General features: G+C 64.7%; 13 protein-coding genes. 12 read left to right on the forward strand and 1 reads right to left on the reverse strand.

The window, feature by feature from the left end; all coding sequences use genetic code 11:
- The first annotated feature begins 46 nt into the window (after positions 1–46).
- From ACSC1P_RS20920 to ACSC1P_RS20955, 8 genes are all read left to right on the forward strand, one after another.
- Positions 47–241 carry a hypothetical protein gene (locus tag ACSC1P_RS20920; RefSeq protein WP_435362157.1) on the forward strand — a complete coding sequence of 65 codons (195 nt, stop codon included), beginning with the start codon at positions 47–49 and terminating at the stop codon, positions 239–241.
- 150 nt (positions 242–391) lie between these two features.
- The gene (locus tag ACSC1P_RS20925) at positions 392–2,209 is read left to right on the forward strand and encodes an ABC transporter substrate-binding protein (protein ID WP_435362158.1); all 1,818 of its coding nucleotides are present in this window, start codon (positions 392–394) and stop codon (positions 2,207–2,209) included.
- Positions 2,210–2,213: 4 nt separating this feature from the next.
- Entirely contained in the window at positions 2,214–3,239 is a 1,026-nt protein-coding gene (locus ACSC1P_RS20930; protein ID WP_435362159.1) for an ABC transporter permease, read from the forward strand.
- Positions 3,236–4,348, forward strand: a complete 1,113-nt coding sequence (locus ACSC1P_RS20935; protein ID WP_435362160.1) for an ABC transporter permease — start codon at positions 3,236–3,238, stop codon at positions 4,346–4,348. The genes ACSC1P_RS20930 and ACSC1P_RS20935 overlap by 4 nt, the downstream gene beginning before the upstream one ends.
- Positions 4,345–5,406, forward strand: coding sequence for an ABC transporter ATP-binding protein (locus ACSC1P_RS20940; protein WP_435362161.1), 1,062 nt, complete (start codon positions 4,345–4,347; stop codon positions 5,404–5,406). The genes ACSC1P_RS20935 and ACSC1P_RS20940 overlap by 4 nt, the downstream gene beginning before the upstream one ends.
- Positions 5,403–6,509: an ABC transporter ATP-binding protein gene (locus tag ACSC1P_RS20945; protein WP_435362162.1), complete on the forward strand. Its 1,107-nt coding sequence runs from the start codon at positions 5,403–5,405 to the stop codon at positions 6,507–6,509. The genes ACSC1P_RS20940 and ACSC1P_RS20945 overlap by 4 nt, the downstream gene beginning before the upstream one ends.
- Positions 6,509–9,247 carry a glycosyl hydrolase gene (locus tag ACSC1P_RS20950; RefSeq protein ID WP_435362163.1) on the forward strand — a complete coding sequence of 913 codons (2,739 nt, stop codon included), beginning with the start codon at positions 6,509–6,511 and terminating at the stop codon, positions 9,245–9,247. The genes ACSC1P_RS20945 and ACSC1P_RS20950 overlap by 1 nt, the downstream gene beginning before the upstream one ends.
- Entirely contained in the window at positions 9,244–11,481 is a 2,238-nt protein-coding gene (locus ACSC1P_RS20955; protein WP_435362164.1) for a glycoside hydrolase family 3 N-terminal domain-containing protein, read from the forward strand. Before ACSC1P_RS20950 ends, ACSC1P_RS20955 begins: the two co-directional genes overlap by 4 nt.
- Positions 11,482–11,559: 78 nt before the next feature.
- Here ACSC1P_RS20955 and ACSC1P_RS20960 read toward each other — a convergent pair whose 3' ends face one another.
- Positions 11,560–12,648, reverse strand: coding sequence for a TrmB family transcriptional regulator (locus ACSC1P_RS20960; protein WP_435362165.1), 1,089 nt, complete (start codon positions 12,646–12,648; stop codon positions 11,560–11,562).
- 195 nt (positions 12,649–12,843) lie between these two features.
- Between ACSC1P_RS20960 and ACSC1P_RS20965 the strand changes: the two genes are divergently transcribed.
- From ACSC1P_RS20965 to pstA, 4 genes are all read left to right on the forward strand, one after another.
- The gene (locus ACSC1P_RS20965; RefSeq protein ID WP_435362166.1) at positions 12,844–14,541 is read left to right on the forward strand and encodes an ATP-binding protein; all 1,698 of its coding nucleotides are present in this window, start codon (positions 12,844–12,846) and stop codon (positions 14,539–14,541) included.
- Between the two features lie 239 nt (positions 14,542–14,780).
- The gene (locus ACSC1P_RS20970) at positions 14,781–15,947 is read left to right on the forward strand and encodes a PstS family phosphate ABC transporter substrate-binding protein (protein WP_435362167.1); all 1,167 of its coding nucleotides are present in this window, start codon (positions 14,781–14,783) and stop codon (positions 15,945–15,947) included.
- A 66-nt stretch (positions 15,948–16,013) separates the two neighbouring features.
- Positions 16,014–17,081, forward strand: a complete 1,068-nt coding sequence (gene pstC, locus ACSC1P_RS20975) for a phosphate ABC transporter permease subunit PstC (RefSeq protein ID WP_435362168.1) — start codon at positions 16,014–16,016, stop codon at positions 17,079–17,081.
- Complete coding sequence (gene pstA, locus ACSC1P_RS20980; RefSeq protein WP_435362169.1) at positions 17,078–18,712, forward strand: phosphate ABC transporter permease PstA; 1,635 nt, start codon at positions 17,078–17,080, stop codon at positions 18,710–18,712. Before pstC ends, pstA begins: the two co-directional genes overlap by 4 nt.
- Positions 18,713–18,719: the final 7 nt, after the last annotated feature.

An 18,719-nucleotide genomic window follows, 5' to 3' on the forward strand; every position in this document is an offset into this window, starting at 1 on the left:
CGACTGCGGCGATACGCTTTTCAGCGTGGCTCTCGCGGGAGCCAGTATGCGCCAGAATTTCCTCTCGGTTCTCCTCGCGCTCGATACCATCCTTCTCGTCCTCCTCGTCGTCGGGTTCCAGTTCACCGAACCCGGAACACCCGCACATGCCATCTCGCAGGCGTCGCTCGTCGTTATCATACTGACGATGCTCGGGTTGGTCGTCGCGATTCGACAGGGGATTCCGTTCTACGAACCCTGAATCGCTTCTTTCCCGTCGATACACCGGCTGGCCGGCTATTTTCGCGAAGGCAGTACCGCCGCAACAAGTGACAGCACAATTATTTATTGGGCCACTACATCATAAGTATCATCAAAAATACATACATACCCCGAGAAGTATTGTCGGGGTATGTCCGAACATCACACGGACGAGCGAGCACGAGACCTACGAAAGACGCGGCGGCGGTTCCTGCAAGCCGCCGGTGCGGCTGGCGTGGCCGGTCTGGCCGGCTGTGCCGGGTCGAACACGGACGACCCAGAGAACGGGAGCGGCGGGGGTGGCGGCGACGGTACCGACGGAACCGGCACCGGAACGACGGACGCCAAATCCCTCGAAATGACCGACGAGACGTTCGTCACAGCCACGACGAACGTCCCGAAGGACATGCAGTTCAACCCCTACGGCCAGCAGTACCCGGACCGTGCAGCACTGGCGCTGTTCGAGAACCTGCTCTACGTCAACGAGGCGACGAGCAAGTTCATGCCTGGCGTGCTGGAGTCGTGGGACATCGGGAGCGACAAAGTGACGCTCACGGTTCGCGACGGCTTCCACTGGCACAACGGCGACGCAGTCACCGCCGAGGACGTCGCGTTCAAGCTGAAACTCGAGATGTACAACGGGGCAGCCGTCGGCAACATCGCCCTCCCCGAGAACGTGAACGTCCCCGACGAGTCGACGGTCGAACTCGGGTTGGAGCGCGCCGTCTCCGACGAGGTGTTCCTCTACTCGCTGAAGCCCATCGCACTCGACACGCCGAAGAGCGAGTTCCAGGAGTTCCTCGACGCCTACGAAAGCGACGGCGAAGCGCCTGGAATGACCGAGAAGACGCTCGACAAGCCGGTCGGCACCGGCCCGTTCAAGTTCGTCCACGCCCGGAATCAGGAACTGGTCGCAGAGCGATTCGACGACCACCCGGACGCCGACAAGATCAACTTCAAGCGCTTCAGGTGGGACTACCTGCAGTCGAACCAGAAGCAGTGGCAGGCGCTCAAGTCCGACACGGTCGACGGGATTGACAACGTCTTCACCCCAGCGAACATCTCGAAGGGGTACGGCGACCACATCCGCGAGATTCCGATGCCCGCCAACTGGGGCATGGGCATCATGTTCAACCACGACCACGAGCACTACGGCCAGCAGAACGTCAAGCGGGCGGTTCAGTACGTCATCGACCGTGAGAAGCTGGCACAGACCGCAGGCGGGAAGATGCACGTCCCCGTCGACGTGCCGTCCGGGCTCCCGGGCAACTTCGACGGCAGCTACAAGGACTGGCTCGGCGACTCGCTCTCGTCGTTCGACAAGTACGAACCGAACACGGACAAGGCCGCACAGCTCCTCAAAGACGCCGGGTTCTCGAAGGACGGCGGCTCGTGGAAGGACTCGAACGGGAAGACGCTAAAGTTCCCGTACAAGATTCCGGCAGGCTGGAACGACTGGACCGCCGGCGGCCAGTCCATCGTGCAGGACCTCAACGACTTCGGCATCGAGGCCTCGCTCAACCCGAGTCAGTCCTACTGGGGCGACATCTACGGCAATCAGGAGTACAGCGTCGCCGGCCTCGGCTGGCCAGACGGGAAGCTCTACCCGTACTTCTCGCTCAACAAACTGCTGAACGGCACCCGCTCTCGGGACATCCTGAAGTTCCCGCGGGAGGTCGACGTGACGCCGCTCGGGAAGCCGAACGGCCAGAAGCAGACGGTCGAATTAGAGCCCGAACTGCAGGAACTCGCCGGGCTCACTGGCGAGGAGGCGAAGCAGAAGACGCAGGAACTCGCGTGGATCGTCAACCGCCACCTGCCGATGGCGCCACTCATGGAGAAGGTCGACCAGGCGTGGCTCACCACCGACGACTGGAACACCGTCACGAAAGACGACGAGGACGCCATCGTCGACTGGCCGCAGTACTACCTGCCCCGGGAGGGGAAGCTCACGGCCAAGCCCGAGTAAGCCGATGTACGAGTACTTCGTCAAGCGGACCGGACAAGCGCTCTTTACGGCGTTCGTCGTGGTCACGCTCTCGTTCGGGCTGGTCAGACTCATGCCGGGGAACCCGGCCGACCAGCTTCGCGGCCAACTCATCCGGAACAACCCGGACCTCTCCCAACAGGAGATCAACCGCCGCGTCGCAAACTACATCAACATCGACTTCACGGCACCGTTGCACGAGCAGTACGTCGACTACGTGGCCGGCATCCTGCAGGGCGACTTCGGCCGGTCCATCAGTCAGAACGCACCAGTAGCGGAGATACTGGGCGATGCACTCCCGTGGACGGTGTTCGCGTTCTCGGTCGCCATCTTGCTCATGTTCGTCGTCGGCATCGCCCTCGGAGCCATCATGGCGTATCAGGAGGGGAGTCGCTTCGACATCGGGACGACCGGCATCGGTATCGTCCTCAACTCGACGCCGAACTACGTGACGGCGCTGTTGTTCCTCTACGTGTTCGGCTTCCAGCTGGGCTGGTTCCCCACGAGCGGTCGCCTCGCTTCGGACGTTCTGCCCATCGTCGACCCGCTCCGGCCGGTCGCGACCTTCCAGTTCTTCGCCGACGCGGTCTACCACGCGAGCCTGCTCATCGCTGCCGTCGTCATCACTGGCTTCGGGGGCGTCGCACTGGCGATGCGTGGCAACAGCATCCAGGTCCTCGGTGAGGACTACCTGCGCGTCGCCCGTCTCCGCGGACTCTCTGACACTCGCATCGCGCTGCGCTACGTAGCTCGCAACGCCATCCTGCCGATGTACACCGGCCTGTTGCTCGCCTTCGGCGCGGTCATCGGCGGCTCTGCCATCCTCGAACAGGTGTTCACCTACCCGGGACTCGGCTACTACATCGTCGAGGCCGTCGAGGCGCGTGACTACCCACTGATGATGGGCGGGTTCGTCCTCATCACGCTCGCCGTCGTCGTCGGTGCGTTCATCGCCGACTTGACCTACGGCCTCGTCGATCCGCGCGTCTCCGTCGGAGGTGATTCCGCGTGAGCCGCGAGAACAAGACGAGCACCTTCCCGGAGGACACCAGCGGCTTCGGGACGGTCGCCGACTCCTCGCTGAGTCGGGTCGAGCGCTCCCGAAAGGTGCTCGACCTCTGGGTCGTCGCCCCCTCCCGCGTGGTCTGGAACGACGTGCGTGCCCGCATCGGTGCGACACTCGTCTTCGGGTTCATCGTCGTCGGCCTCATCGGGCCGTCCCTCGTGGTCGAACCACGGGTCGCCCAGGCGGGCATCCTCGTCGGACCGTTCGACGGCGGTATCGTCGGCGGAAACTGGTACGAACTGACGAACACGTCGCTGTTCGGTATCTCGGTGCCGTGGGTGGCCTTCTATTGGCCGCTCGGGACCGACAACGTCGGTCGCGGCATCCTCGAACAGACCGTCCACGCGACCCCGAAGATGCTCAAGATGATCGCGAGTGCCGGGCTGTTCGTCACCTTCCTCGGCACGAGCGTCGGTGCACTCGCCGGCTACAGCGGCGGTCGCGTCGACCAGGTCCTCTCGACCATCATGGACATCGTGATGACGCTGCCGGGGCTGCCCCTGCTGCTCATCCTCGTCGCATTGCTCAAACCAGAGGACCCAGTCGTCCTCGGCGTCGTCCTCTCGCTCCAGGCGTGGGCCGGGATGGGCCGAGCGATTCGCTCGCAGGTCCTGACGATTCGCTCGACCTCCTACGTCGAGGCCGCGCGGGCCATGGGCCTGTCGACGCCGACCATCGTCGCCAAGGAAATCGTCCCGAACGTCATGCCGTTCGTGATGATCAACATGGTCAACGCGATGCGGGGCGTCATCTTCGCCTCGGTCGGCCTGTACTTCCTCGGCCTGCTGCCGTTCAACAAGATCGTCAACTGGGGCGTCACGCTCCAGCTCGCCAACGAGAACGGTGGGATGCTCACGCTCGACGCTGCCCACTGGCTGCTCACCCCGATGATCTGCATCATCCTGCTGTCCATGGGACTCATCCTGTTCGCACAGGGGATGGACCGGGTGTTCAACCCCCGCGTCCGGGCCCGGCACGCCAACATCGGCGGCGACGAACTGGAAGCAGACGAACCAGCAGCGAAGGAGACGACCATCGGTGGTGGTGGGCTATGAGCCGCACTACTCCGATGAATTCGGCCACGGCACGGTCGAGCGACCAAGACGTCATCCTCGAATGTCGTGACCTCACGGTCGCGTTCGAGATGGACCGCGGGACCTCGCGCGTCCTCAACGACGTCGAAGTCGACATCAGACGCGGCGAAATCATCGGCATCGTCGGCGAGTCCGGATCTGGAAAATCGATGTTCGCGTCGGCGCTGCTGAACGCCGTCGTCGACCCCGGTCGCACCGAGGGCAGCGTCACGTTCCATCCACGGGAGGAAGACGAACCAGTCGACGTGCTCGACCTCGACAAACGGTCGCTTCGACAGCGCCGCTGGGAAGACATCTCGATGGTGTTCCAGGGCGCGATGAGTTCGTTCAACCCCACGATGGACTTCCGCGAGCACTTCGTGGAGACGCTCGACGCCCACGACTACGACGTCGCGGCGGGCATCGAGCGCGCCGAAGAACTCCTCGCCGACCTGTATCTCGACCCCGGGCGTGTGCTCGATTCGTACCCGCACGAACTCTCGGGCGGGATGAAACAGCGGGCGCTCATCGCACTCGCGCTGGTCCTCGAACCGGAAGTGCTCGTGATGGACGAGCCGACGGCCGCACTGGACCTGCTCATGCAACGCTCCATCATCAGCCTGCTGTCCGACCTCCGCGATAAGTACGACCTCACGATGGTGTTCATCACCCACGACCTGCCGCTGGTGACGAAGCTCGCAGACCGAATCGGCGTGTTGTACGCCTTCGAGTTCGCCGAAATCGGCGACACCGAGTCGATGGTCCGTGACCCGAAACACCCCTACACGCGGGCACTGCTCAACGCGACACCGAACCTCGACGCGCCGCTGTCGGAGATGCGTCCCATCGATGGGTCCGCACCCGACCCGGTCAACGTCCCGGCCGGCTGTCCGTACCACGAACGCTGTCCGCTGGCGACCGGTGAGTGCGCCGAGGTGAAGCCGCCGGTCGAGGCGGTCGCTGCGACGCACGAAGTCGCCTGCTATCACTGGGACGAGGTCGACGACGAGATTCCGCTGTCGACGGGGGTGAACCGATGAGCCTCGACGAGCAGCACACTCGCTCGACGAACGCCGACCAGCCGGTCCTCTCGCTCTCGGACGTGGACGTCCACTTCGAGAAAGAGGGCGGCGGCCTCAACCCGTTCGCCGACCGGCCAACGGTTCGCGCCGTCGACGGCGTCAACCTCGACGTGGGCGAGAACGACGTCGTCGCCATCGTCGGTGAGTCCGGCAGCGGGAAGACCACGCTCGGAAAGACCGCCATCGGGCTCCAGAAACCGACCGGCGGCAGTGTGAGCTACCGCGGCCAAGACATCTGGAAGGCGAAGGGCTGGCGGTCGAACGCAGACGTCTCCTTCGAGGAGATTCGCCGCTCGCTCCAGATTATCCATCAGGACCCCGGCGCGTCGCTGAACCCGAACCGGACGGTGCTGTCCTCGCTGTCGGCCCCGCTGAAGCGCTGGCAGTCCGGGCTCGGTTCGGAAGACCGCGAGGCGCGCATCTTCCACTTCCTCGAACGGGTGGGGATGTCGCCGCCGGAAGACTACGCACACCGTTACCCACACCAGCTTTCGGGTGGCGAGAAACAGCGCGTCGCGCTGATTCGCGCGCTCCTGATGAACCCCGACCTCATCCTCGCGGACGAGGCAGTGAGCGCGCTCGACGTGAGCCTTCGCGTCGAGATGATGGACCTGATGCTCGAACTGCAAGAACAGTTCGACACCTCGTTCCTGTTCATCAGCCACGACCTCTCGAACGCGCGCTACATCGCCGAACACGCCGGGGGTCGTCTCGGCGTGATGTACCTCGGCGAACTGGTCGAAATCGGACCCGTCGACGAGGTGCTCCAGGACCCACAGCACCCCTACACGAAGGTGCTGAAGTGGGCCACCCCTGAGCTGGGCATCGACGAGGAGACGACCGGGCCGCCGGTCCGCGAAATCGACATCCCGGACCCGGTGAACCCGCCCGCAGGCTGCCGGTTCCACACCCGGTGTCCGAACGCGACCGAGCAGTGTCGCAGTGCCGCTCCGGCCATGACCGACGCCAACAGTGCAGGCGACCATCGCGTCGCGTGCTATCGCGCGACAGAAGACGACGCGTACTGGGACAGCGACCCGCTCGACGGAGCTGAACGCTGATGACACGCAACGACGACAGACGGGCGCTCGAAGACAGCCAATCCGACCACAGGACGCTCTCTCGGCGACGGTATCTCGCCGGGGCCAGCGCCCTCGGTACCGTCGGACTCGCAGGCTGTTCCGGCTCTACGCCGCAACAGACGACCGCGACCGACGACGGCCAGCAGTCGGCGACCAGCACCACGACGACCGAAACCGCAGACGCAGCGGCCGCAACCGTGGTCTCGGTCGGTGCTGGCAGTTACACCACGACGGTTCCCTCGGGAGAGGAGACGCCGCCAGAACAGGTGTACGCGACGGCAGACCTGTCCGCGCCGTTCCCGACGAACGACTGGTGGAGCAACCTGCTCCGCGACCAGTACGGCGCACCGATGTGGGCGCATCCGCTCGTCGGCACGCCGACCAGTGCCGGACTCGACCTTTCGTACCCCACTGCATGGAACTTCACGCAGGCCAACGGCGACAAAAATCGGGGTAACATCGCGGAGATGGACGACAGCACCGACCTCACGCTGTCGACCACCGGCGGGTCGTTCGCAGACGCCCGCTGTGCAGGCTACGGCGACTGGCACGTCGACGTTCGCTGGGGCGCAGGAGACGCCAGCACGCCGACGCTCGACGCGACGATGGCGCAGGGCTCACCCTTCGTCTTCGCCGAAGTGAGCGGGGCCGACGCCGAACTCTCCTTCGCCGCGACGCCCGACGTGTGGGCCGAGCAAGGCAACGTCCTCGGCGTGACCGTGAACGGCCACCACTACGGCCTGTTCGCGCCCAGCGGCGCGACGTGGGCCGGCATCGGGTCGGCCACCCTTTCGAGCGGCCTCGCCGGCAACAGCTACCTCACGGTCGCCGTGCTGCCCGAGGCGACCACCGCGGCACTCTCGCGCTACGAATCCTACGCGTACAACACGCTCACCGGGACGACTGTCTCGTGGAGCTACGACGAGGCGAGTGCCGAAGTACAAACGACGTTCTCGTTCGAGACGGCCGCCCGCGCCGAGTCCTCGACGAGCGGGACCATCGCGGCGCTGTACCCGCATCAGCACAAGCACACGGACGCGACGCTTTCCGGCGAGACGTTCGCCTCCCCGCGCGGGACGATGCAGGTGACGACTGGCTCGTCGTTCGAGACGACCCTTTCCCTGCCACCCATCGTGCCCTATCTACCCGCAGTCGGTGACTTCGACCAGTCTCGACTCGCTGGCTACGTCGACGACGTGGCGGCCGAATCGCCACTCGTCCGCACCGGGCCGGAACAGCCCGGCGACGGGACGTACTGGACCGGGAAGAACTACGAACGCCTGCTGCAGTTGCGGCCAATCGCCGAACAGGTCGGCGACACCACGGCCGCAGACGCCTTCCTCGGCGCGATGCAGGACGAGTTGGAGACGTGGCTCGACGCGACCGTCTCTGGGTCCTCTACCTCCGAAGACGTGTTCTACTACGACGACACGTGGGGCACGCTCATCGGCTACAACGACTCCTTCGGCTCCGGACCCGAATTGAACGACCACCACTTCCACTACGGCTACTACGTCAAGGCGGCCGCCGAAATCGCCCGGACCGACCCGACGTGGGCAGACGACGGCAACTGGGGCGGCATGGTCGACCTGCTGATTCGGGACTTCGCCAACCCCTCGCGCGACGATTCGATGTTCCCGTTCCTGCGGAACTTCGCGCCCTACGAGGGCCACTCGTGGGCCGCCGGGAACCCGGCGTTCGACCTCGGGAACAACCAGGAGTCCTCCTCTGAGGCGGTCAACGCCTACGCCGCCGTACTCATGTACGGCGAGTACATCGGCGACACGACGATTCGTGACCTCGGCGCGTATCTGCTCGCGCACGAAACGGCTGCCGTCGACGAGTACTGGTACGACGTGGACGAGCAGAACCACCCCACCGACTGGGACTACAGCTACGCCGGAATGGTCTGGGGCGGCGGCTACAAGTACGACACCTGGTGGACCGACGACGTGGAGGCCATCCACGGCATCAACGTCCTGCCGGTCGGCGGCCACACGCTCTCACTCGGCCGCAACCAGGCGGCCGCGGCGGCCACCTACGACGAACTCGTCGCGGCCAACGGCGGCGACAGCTTCGACTACTGGCCCGACGTGCTGTGGTCGTACCGCTCGTTCAGCGACCCCGCCGACGCCCGGAACCTGTTCGAGGCCGACGCCGCCTCCTACCCCGTCGAGTTCGGCGAGTCGAAAGCGCACACCTACCGGTGGGTGTCGGCCATGGAGGGCCTCGGTGCAGTCGACGCGAGTGTCACCGCGGACACGCCCCTCGCGGCCGTCTTCGACGACGGCTCGACGAAGACGTACGTCGCCTACAACGCCGCAGACACCGCGACGACCGTCTCCTTCTCCGATGGCACATCGCTCTCCGTGCCGGCGAATCAGTTGGCGACGAAAGGTGGTGACTCGGGCGATGGCGGCTCCGGCGGGTCGAGTGACCCAACCGTCGAGTCCGTCTCGGTGACGACCAGTTCGAGAGGTCCCTGGACCGACGCCACCGTCGACTGGGCGGTCGCCGACGACGATGGCGACCTCCAGTCGGTGACGGTCGAACTCCGTGACGCCAGCGGGTCGACTCTCGATTCGACGACCACGACCGTCTCCGGCGCGAGCGCGTCGGGGACGACCGACCTCAAGACGAAGAACACCCCCGACGTGGTCGCCGTGACCGTGACCGACGGGGCGAGCAATACGACCTCCACGACTACGACAGTATGACGACACACGACTCGCAGATACCGCAGACGAATCGAGACGAAACCGACAGCCGCGTCGAGACGCTCATAGACGAGATGACGATTCGAGAGAAGGCCGCCCAACTCGCCGGCACCTACGTCGGCACGATGGGCGAGACCCGCACTGTCGACGACGCCGCCGAGATGGTCCGCGAACACAGCCTCGGCTTCGTGACGCCGTTCGGCTACGGGGCCTCCCCGCACCGGGCCTCCGACGAGGTCGTCGAAATCGCGAACGACCTCCAGCGCGTCGCCATGGAGGAGTCCCGCCTCGGGGTTCCCATCCTCATCCCGGTCGACGCCATCCACGGGAACGCCTACGTCGAGGATACGACGGTCTTCCCGCACAACCTCGGCGTCGCCGCGGCTCGCGACCGCTCGCTCGCAGCAGAAGTCGGGTCCGTCACGGCGACTGAAGTCGCCGCGACCGGGTCGAGTCTGACCTACGGTCCGACCTGCGACGTGGCCCGCGACCCTCGCTGGGGCCGCACGTTCGAGACCTTCGGCGAATCGCCCTACCTCGTCGGGGAACTGGCAGCCGCGAAAGTTCAGGGCATCCACGACGCGCCGGTCCACGTCGCTGCCATGGCGAAGCACTTCCCAGCCTACGGCGAACCCGAGCGTGGCGAAGACACCGCCCCGGTCGACCGGTCGATTTCGTCGCTCTACCGTGATTTCGTCCCGTCGTTCGAGAAGGTCATCGGCGCGGGCGTCGAGGGCATCATGCCGAGCTACAACTCCATCAACGGCGAGCCGTCGCACGGTTCCCAGCACTGGCTGACCGACGTGCTCCGCGACGAGTTCGGCTTCGATGGTTACGTCGCCTCGGACTGGAACGGTGTGAACATGCTTCACGACGACCACAAGGTGGCGACGACGCCGCGGGAGGCGATTCGGCGGTCGTTCGACGCCGGTGTCGACGTTCACTCGCTCGGTGAAATCGACCACGTCGACCATCTCGCCGACCTCGTGGAATCGGGGACTGTCGACGAAGCTGCCCTCGACGAATCGATCCGTCGGGTCCTCCAACTCAAGGCCGACCTCGGCCTGTTCGACGACCCGTTCGTCGACCCCGACGACTCGGCCGAGACGCTCGGCAACAGCGACCACCAGTCGGTGTCGCTCGAAGCCGCGCGGAAGTCGATGACGCTGCTCAAGAACGACGACGACTGCCTGCCGTTCGACCCCGACGCGAGCGAAGTGCTCGTCACCGGGCCGAACGCCGACTCGCTCGTCAATCAGGTCGGCGGCTGGAGCCTGAAGGAAGAACACGAACTCGCCGGGACGACGATTCGCGAGGGCATCGAAGACCTCGTCGCCGACGAGACGACCGTCCGGTACGAACCGGGCGCTGGCATCGACAGCACGGGCGACGACGCAACTGCCGACCGCGAGTCGGCCGCCGAAGCCGCTGCAGACGCCGACGCCGCCGTCGTCGTCCTCGGCGAGAACTGGTACATCCACGAGTTCGGCCCGCAGGACGTGACCGGCCCGACCGACGACTTCCCGAACCGGTCCGAACTCGACCTGCCCCAGTCTCAGCGCGACCTGCTGGAAGCCGTCGTCGACACCGGGACGCCGACCGCACTCGTCCTCGTCACGGGCCGCCCGCTGGCGATTTCGTGGGCTGCCGAGCACGTCGATGCCATCGTGCAGGCGTACTATCCGGGTGCACAGGGTGGCCACGCCGTCGCCGAGACGCTCTTCGGCGCGAACAACCCGAGTGGGAAACTCCCCATCTCGGTCCCGCGGTCAGAAGGTCACCTGCCGGTTCGACACAACCACCTCCCGAACCCCTCGCCCATCGGCGAGGACGAACACCTACCGTCGTACGACCCGCTGTTCGCGTTCGGCCACGGCCTGAGCTACACCGACTTCGAGTACCGCGACCTCTCGGTCGCCGAGGAGTCGGTCGCTGCCGGGGAGTCCACAGCGGTCTCGGTGACGCTCACGAACACGGGCGACCGGGCCGGTGACGAAGTCGTCCAGCTCTTCGGTGGCCGCGACTACTCGTCGGTCGTGACCCCGGTGAGGGAGCTGGTCGCGTTCGAGCGCGTCTCGCTCGACCCTGGCGACGAGACGACCGTGACGTTCGAGGTACCTGCTGACACCTTCGATGTGGTCCACCCCGACGGCACGAGTCGCCCCGAAGCTGGCTCAGTCACCCTCTGGTGTGACGAACAGGAAACGTCACTGGAGGTGGTCGGCGAAAACTGAGAAGGCACGAGTACGAACCTGTCACCACACTTTTCGCGCGGTTTTTCTTCGGTCCGTCGCCCACGACGAGTCGCTCGCTTAGCGGTCGCTGAACGCCGTCGTTCCGGGGTCGATGCCGACCAGTGACATCGTCCGCATCTCCATGTCCTCGAAGACGGCCCCCCAGCCGCCGACCTCGACCACGCCATCGCCCGTGGCGAGGACGACGCTCTTGTACGCGCCCATGTCCGAGAGCGCCAGTCGCGGGAGGTTCTGGTCGTCGTGGAAGTGCGAGAGCCCGACCACGAGTCCTTCGACGGTCCGGCGCGACTCGCCCTCGATGTCGACGCCATCGACGACGACCTGTAACTCGTACCCCGCCTCCCAGAGGAAGTGGCAGTCGCACATGAACTCCTCCATCGTGACGTAGGTAATCCGGTCCGAGTCCGCCGCGTACAGCGTCGGGTAGAGGTTCCACAGACAGGTGAGGTAGTACCAGTGGAACACGAACGGGAGGATACGGTCGTAGATCATCACGCCGTAATCCTCGTCCGACCGGGTGTTCGGTGCGAAGCAGGTTCGGTGCCGGTCGACGATGACGAGGAACGGCCCAGGGATACTGCACGCCCGAAGTTCCGAGAGCGCGCCCGTCGGGTCGAACCCCTCCGGTGGCGTCTGGTCACCGTGGGCGTACACCGACGCACGAACGACCACACCCCGGTCGCGTGCCGCGCGAAGGGCCGGAAAGAGCTGCTGGATCTGTTCGTAGGTCCCGGCGAGTTCGACGACGGTGTCGGCGTCGCCGATGAGGTCACGGGCGTTCTCGACGGCGGTCTCGCCGCGTTTGGTCACGCCGACTCGCGCGTCCATCCGGTTCGGCTGCCGGTAGCGCTCGCGAATCTCGTCGGCGGCGTCGTGGAGCAGTTCGCCGCGCGATTCGAGAGCACTCATCGAAGTGTCCGGGTCGCAGGGGCGCACGTACAGCTTCTCGCGGTCGATGGTCTCGACGTACCCCTTCGACTCTAGACTCCGCAACACGTCGTACACCTGTGAGACTGGCACGTCGCTCTCCCGACCGACCTCGATGGCGGGCGAGACGCCCATGTCGAGGAGACAGAGGTACGCCTCCGCCTGATACTCGGTCAGGTCGGCGTACGACAGCGCCTGTGCCAGCGTCTCACGGTCCATGCGAAAACACAGTGAGCACCGCTACATGAACCTTCTGAGGTCGGTAGCCTCCGTCCTCGTCGACGACGAAACCGAACGTTCCGGAGCGTACACAGTCTAAACAGTGTACACAGTGTACACAGTCGGGACTCCCAGACTGGTAGTTCGCACGAAAGATACAGGTAGGCACGCGAAGAGGTGCCCCTAACGGGCCGCATGAGCGACACAAAACAGATCGAAATCGGGGAGACGATGGATGGGTCGACGGTGCAGGTGCCAGTCGTCGAGATGCTGACCGGCCGCGGATTCGTGACGGGCAAGTCAGGTTCGGGAAAGTCGAACACAGCGAGTGTTTTAGCCGAAGAATTACTCGAATCTGGTTTCCCCCTCCTCATTGTTGATACAGATGGCGAATATTATGGTTTAAAAGAGGAATATGAACTATTACACGCTGGCGCGGACGAGGAGTGCGACATCCAGATTACGCCAGAACACGCCGAGCGGATGGCACACATCGCACTGGAGGAGAACGTCCCCATCATCCTCGACGTGTCCGGCTACCTCGACGAGTCGGTCGCGAACGAACTGATTCTGGAGACGACGAAGCACCTCTTCGCGAAGGAAAAGAAGCTGAAGAAGCCGTTCTTGCTCGTCGTCGAGGAAGTCCACGAGTACATCCCAGAGGGCGGTGGGATGGACGAGACGGGCAAGATGCTCATCAAGGTGGGCAAGCGCGGGCGCAAGCACGGACTGGGCGTCGTCGGCGTCAGCCAGCGTCCGGCCGACGTAAAAAAGGACTTCATCACGCAGGCGAACTGGCTGGTCTGGCACCGACTGACCTGGGAGAACGACACGAAAGTCGTCGGGCGCATCCTCGGCAGCGAGTACGAGAACCGCATTACAGACATGAACGCTGGACAGGCGTTCATGATGGCCGACTGGGCCGAGGCGGACATCCGGACCATCCAGTTCCGGCGCAAGCGCACGTTCGACGCGGGCGCGACGCCGGGACTCGACGACTTCGAGCGTCCGGAACTCAAGTCGGTGAGCGACACGCTGGTCGAAGACCTCTCGGACATCAGCGAGGAGAAGGCCGAGCGCGAGAACCGCATCATCGAACTGGAGAACGAGATCGCGAAGAAGGACAAACGCATCGAGACGCTCGAAGACGAACTCGACCGGGCGAAAGACATCTCGGCAGCGGCGAAGCAGATGGCCGACGCCCTCGCGGGGAACACCGGTATCGAGGCGCCGACCGAGCAGTCAAAACTGCCCACGGCCGAGGACGAGGACGGGAAACCGGACGAGGAGAAGTCGAACGCCGAAATCGAGGTGGAACGCAACGAGTTCCGGCGACGCGTCCGCGAACTCGAAGGTGAGGTCGAACGCCTCGAAGCGCGGAACGAGCAGTTGCGCGAGGACGCCGAGAAACTGCGCGAATCGAGCGGTGACACCGACATCATCGAAGACCAGCGTGACCGCATCTCTTTCCTGGAGATGGCGCTCGAACAGCTTCAGCGGCGCTTCTCCGAACCGGCACGCTCGTCGACGAGTTCGACCGATGGCGACGACGAGAGTGCCCTCTCGCTCGTCAACCTCGTCCACACCGACCCGGTCGAGGAGCGCGTCGAAGAAGCGATTCGCGAGGCGGAGTGCAACGAGCGCTACACGTGGGACACCATCGCGGTGCTGAGCGAGAAAGCACCGATGACCGTCGCGGCGGTCGAACAGGTGGTCGACACGGACGCAGAGCGGATTCAGAGCGCACTGACCGAACTGCGAAAGCAGTCGGTCGTCGCCCGAGACGAGTCCGGCCGGTACGACCTGGACCGGGCAGCGATGGAGCGCATCATCGGCAAGAAGCGCGAGCGCGAGCGACTCACAGCGGTGAAAGACCAGGCGCGTCGGGAGTGAGCGGAGTGACGACGGGCGAGAGAGTCCGCGGCTGACGGTGGGTTTTCTTCGACGGCAGCGACCACCCAGCACCGGCTATCGCGGGGTACGTGATCGAAATCAGAACGATATATAGCCGACTATTATGTGAATGTGTGTCACATCCTATCGATTGTTTTCTATTTTCTCTATACCCCCGAATTTGCGGTGTATAGCCCTATTAGCAACTGCTTTACAACAATCTGGTCGATGCTTAGTCGATGACGAGCGAGAAAACGCGTCTGGTGGACGGTGTATCGCGTCGGAAGCTTATCGCAACAACAGGTGCTGCTGGCGTCGCAGCCCTCGCAGGGTGTACCGAAAGCAGCGACGGTGAAGACACCGACGCCCCGACCGACAGCGGGAACGGAAACGAAGGCGGGAACTCCGACTCCGACACCGAGGAGACTGAAAGCGGAGACAACTCCGGCGGCATGGACACGCAGCCGCTGACCGCCGACGGTTCCTCGACCGTCTTCCCCATCACGAACACCGGTGCCTCCTACTGGAACTCCAACCCCGAGAAGGGCGACGGTGACTACTGGCCGACGGAGGCCGCCGAGAAGGTCGGCACGGACAAGCGCCTCGCCGACTACTGGGCGGGTCTGTACGGCTACGAAGCGACGGGCAACCGCTCGCAGCCGCCGTTCCTCACGAACGTCGCACTGAGCCACTCCGGGACTGGTGTCGAAGGTGTCTCGCAGGGGCGCGTCGACATCGGTGACTCCAGCGCACCTGTCGCAGACGAGCTCCCGGACGCCTCGGACGAGAAGCTCAACAAGTTCATCGACCACGTCGTCGGTGTCGACGGCCAGCCCATCGTCGTCTCGAAGGCGATCTACGACGCTGGCGTCGAGCAGATCGACATCGAGGAGCTGAAGGGCATCTACAAGGGCGACATCAACAACTGGTCCGAGGTCGGTGGCCCGGACAAGGAAATCGTCGCACTCGGTCGCGCGACCGGGTCCGGTACCGCGACGGCGTTCCGCGCGAACGTCTTCGGCGACCCGGAAGCCCAGACGAACCCCGACCGTCGCTTCGGGCAGAACCAGCAGCTCAAGCAGGCAATCGCTGGCTCCGACGCCGCAATCGCGTACATCGCGCTCGCGTTCGTCGACGTCGATGCAGGCGTCCAGCCGATCTCCCTCAAGGTCGAAGGGACGACCTACACGTACGGCGAGAACCTCGGCGCGAAGGATTACCCGCTCTCGCGTGACCTTCACTGCTACACGTGGGAGGACACCTCGCGCAAGGAAGCCGCGTTCCTCAACTTCCTGCTCAGCGACTTCGGTCAGGAGCGGTTCGTCGCACCGAACAACTACTTCAAGCTCCCGCAGGAGCGCCTGAAGGAGGAGCGCGGGAAGGTCGCAGCGTCGAAGTACGAGTAAGTAGCCACCGAGACTGGCGCAGACATCGACCGCCAACCGTCTTTCTTTCAGTACTACAGCAAAAACATGTTTGAAACCGTCCAAACACGCGCGCAGAACCTGCTCTCGCAAGAAGAGCAGGGTGCGTTCGTGGTGTGGGGCCTGATGTTCGTGACACTCCTCGTCACGTTCGCAGGCTTCGTCCTTCAGGCGAACTGGACAGCGTTTCCGCTGCTAGCCTTCGCCGTCACCGTCGTCTACGGCTGGTTTACGACCCAGGCCGCGACGGTCAAAGGACTCGCGTTCATCACCACGATTGCAACAGTAACGATCCTCGGGCTCATCACCGTGTTCCTCTTCCTGGAATCGCTCCCAGCCTGGGAGGAACACGGCTTCGACCTCCTGTACAAGTCGGGCCCGCCGTACTACCAGCCCACCAGCGGCATCATCTCGCTGACGCCGATGATCTGGGGGACGATCGCTGTCACGTTCGTGGCAACGCTCGTCGCCGGTCCCCTCGGCATCGCTGGCGCGCTGTTCGTCAGTGAAATCGCACCCGCGTGGGCACGGGAGATAGTCAAGCCCGGCATCGAACTGATGGCCGGTATCCCCTCCATCGTGTACGGCTTCATCGGCTGGCTCATCCTGAGCGACTACATGCGAGCCAACCTCAACGCGGCAGTCCTCGGTGGGAGTCTGTTCCTCACCGGACTCGTCGTCGGCATCATGGCACTGCCGACGGTCGTGTCGGTCGCCGAGGACGCGCTGTCGAGCGTTCCAGACTCGATGAAAGACGGCTCGGTCGCCGTCGGCGCGACGGAGTGGCAGACCATGGGCGGCATCACCGTCCCGGCCGCGTTCTCTGGCGTCTCCGCGGCGGTCCTCCTCGGCGTCGGCCGTGCAGTCGGCGAGACGATGGCGGCGACCGTCATCCTCGCACACAGTCCGAATGTCCCGAAACCGCTGTACGACTTCACGGAGAACACCGAGGCACTGACCAGTCTCATCGCGTTCAACTACGGGAACGCTGGCGAGATGGAACTCAGCGCGCTGTTCTTCGCCGGCGTGCTCCTGTTCGTCACGGTGCTGTTCATCAGCATCGGCTCACAGCTCATCGAGCGCCGCATGAAAGCGAAGCTGGGTGGTAACGAATGAGCACCGATACACAACACACTGGCAAACTCGTCCTCGACGACGAGTCGGCGTATCAGAACGCGGCGAACGTCGCCGTCGCACTCGGTATCGCGACGTTCGCGTTCGGCTGGGCCGCCCTGTTCGAGTGGGTCGAAATCGACTCCTCGCTCGCGGGCCTCCCGGTCGTCGACATCTTCGGCGTCCTGCTCGTCGTCCTCGGCCTCGCCACGCTCGGTCTCGGGCTGGTCTCGCGCGCCGAGATGGCCGACACGACGCCCGACACGACCGCGGGACTCATCCCCGGCATCGCCTTCGGCGGCACCGGGTTCGTCCTCGGCGGTCTCGTCGCTTCACAGCTGCTCGGACTCGGCACCATCGGCTGGTTCCTGGCGGCGGTCGTCGCCGGCGCAGTCGTGCTCGCAGTGACGGTACTGCCGCGTGAGGACATCGGGTCGACGCTCGTTCCCGGCCTCCTCATCGCCGGGTTTGGCCTCGTCTTCCTCACGGACACGATGACCGTCGCGTGGGAGTTCCGCCCGTCGGACTTCTCCGCGTCTGCGACCGGGACCGTGTTCATCCCGTTGCTGTCGGCGTTCGCTGGCCTCTTCGCCGCGTGGTCGTCCGGCAAGGCCAGCGAAGGGTTCGGTACCCGTGGCCGCCAGCGCGGCGCGTACATGCTCGTCTCGACGGTCGTCGCGGCGATGCTCGCCGTGTTGCTCCTGCTCATCGCGTTCATCGTCCAAAAGGGCCTCGGCACGGTCGGCACCGGCGTCGAAGTCGGCCTCGGTGTCGGCCCCAGCGTCGGCATCCCCATCATCACCGACATCACTGGGACGTCACTCGTCCTCCCCATCGACATCCCGTTCGTGATGAACGCGGCCCCGCTCGGGGTCGTCGTTCCGGGCATCCTCCCGGCAGTGCTGGGGACGCTCTGGCTCATCGTCGGTGCCATCGCACTCGCGGTCCCGCTCGGCGTCGGTGCGGCCATCTTCCTCACCGAGTACGCCGAACAGGGCCGCTTCACCGACAGCATCGAGATCACCACGAACGGCCTGTGGAGTACGCCGAGTATCGTGTACGGGCTGTTCGGGGCCGCGTTCCTCGTGCCCCGCTTCGGTAACTCGAAGTCCCTCATCTCGGGGATGCTCGTCCTCGGCTTCATGCTGCTCCCGCTGGTCGTCATCACCAGCCGTGAGTCGCTCAAAGCCGTCCCGGACGAGTACCGCGACGCGAGCGCCGCACTCGGCGTCTCGCAGTGGCAGACCATCAGAAGCGTCGTCCTCCCGGCCGCGATGCCCGGCGTCATCACCGGTATCATCCTCGGTGTCGGCCGCATCGCAGGCGAGACGGCACCCCTGCTCCTCGTGACCGGCGGCAAGCCGTTCCCGAGCCAGAAGACGAGTATACTGTCTGGCTTCGAGTTCACTACGTCGCCGCCGTTCGTCACCAACGAGGCACTCATGCAGGCATCGAGTGCGCTTCCGTATCAACTGTACACGACCATCACGGCGGGACAGGCACCGGGCACCCAGTTCACGCAGTCACAGTTCGGCTGGGGGACGGCACTCGTCCTGCTCGTCGTCGTCCTCAGCCTGTACGCCATCGGCGTCGCATCGCGCATCTACTTCCGCAGAAAGCTGAACCATGAGTAAGAACGAG

The organism is Haloarchaeobius caseinilyticus, assembly GCF_051207395.1.
GTDB lineage: Archaea > Halobacteriota > Halobacteria > Halobacteriales > Natrialbaceae > Haloarchaeobius.

Excerpts from the sequence above, each read along its gene's own strand:
- ACSC1P_RS20965 (WP_435362166.1), top strand. The coding sequence starts at position 12,844 with ATGAGCGACACAAAACAGATCGAAATCGGGGAGACGATGGATGGGTCG.
- ACSC1P_RS20925 (WP_435362158.1), top strand. The coding sequence starts at position 392 with ATGTCCGAACATCACACGGACGAGCGAGCACGAGACCTACGAAAGACG.
- ACSC1P_RS20940 (WP_435362161.1), top strand. The coding sequence starts at position 4,345 with ATGAGCCGCACTACTCCGATGAATTCGGCCACGGCACGGTCGAGCGAC.
- ACSC1P_RS20920 (WP_435362157.1), top strand. The coding sequence starts at position 47 with ATGCGCCAGAATTTCCTCTCGGTTCTCCTCGCGCTCGATACCATCCTT.
- ACSC1P_RS20950 (WP_435362163.1), top strand. The coding sequence starts at position 6,509 with ATGACACGCAACGACGACAGACGGGCGCTCGAAGACAGCCAATCCGAC.
- pstA (WP_435362169.1), top strand. The coding sequence starts at position 17,078 with ATGAGCACCGATACACAACACACTGGCAAACTCGTCCTCGACGACGAG.
- ACSC1P_RS20930 (WP_435362159.1), top strand. The coding sequence starts at position 2,214 with ATGTACGAGTACTTCGTCAAGCGGACCGGACAAGCGCTCTTTACGGCG.
- pstC (WP_435362168.1), top strand. The coding sequence starts at position 16,014 with ATGTTTGAAACCGTCCAAACACGCGCGCAGAACCTGCTCTCGCAAGAA.
- ACSC1P_RS20960 (WP_435362165.1), bottom strand. The coding sequence starts at position 12,648 with ATGGACCGTGAGACGCTGGCACAGGCGCTGTCGTACGCCGACCTGACC.
- ACSC1P_RS20955 (WP_435362164.1), top strand. The coding sequence starts at position 9,244 with ATGACGACACACGACTCGCAGATACCGCAGACGAATCGAGACGAAACC.
- ACSC1P_RS20970 (WP_435362167.1), top strand. The coding sequence starts at position 14,781 with ATGACGAGCGAGAAAACGCGTCTGGTGGACGGTGTATCGCGTCGGAAG.
- ACSC1P_RS20945 (WP_435362162.1), top strand. The coding sequence starts at position 5,403 with ATGAGCCTCGACGAGCAGCACACTCGCTCGACGAACGCCGACCAGCCG.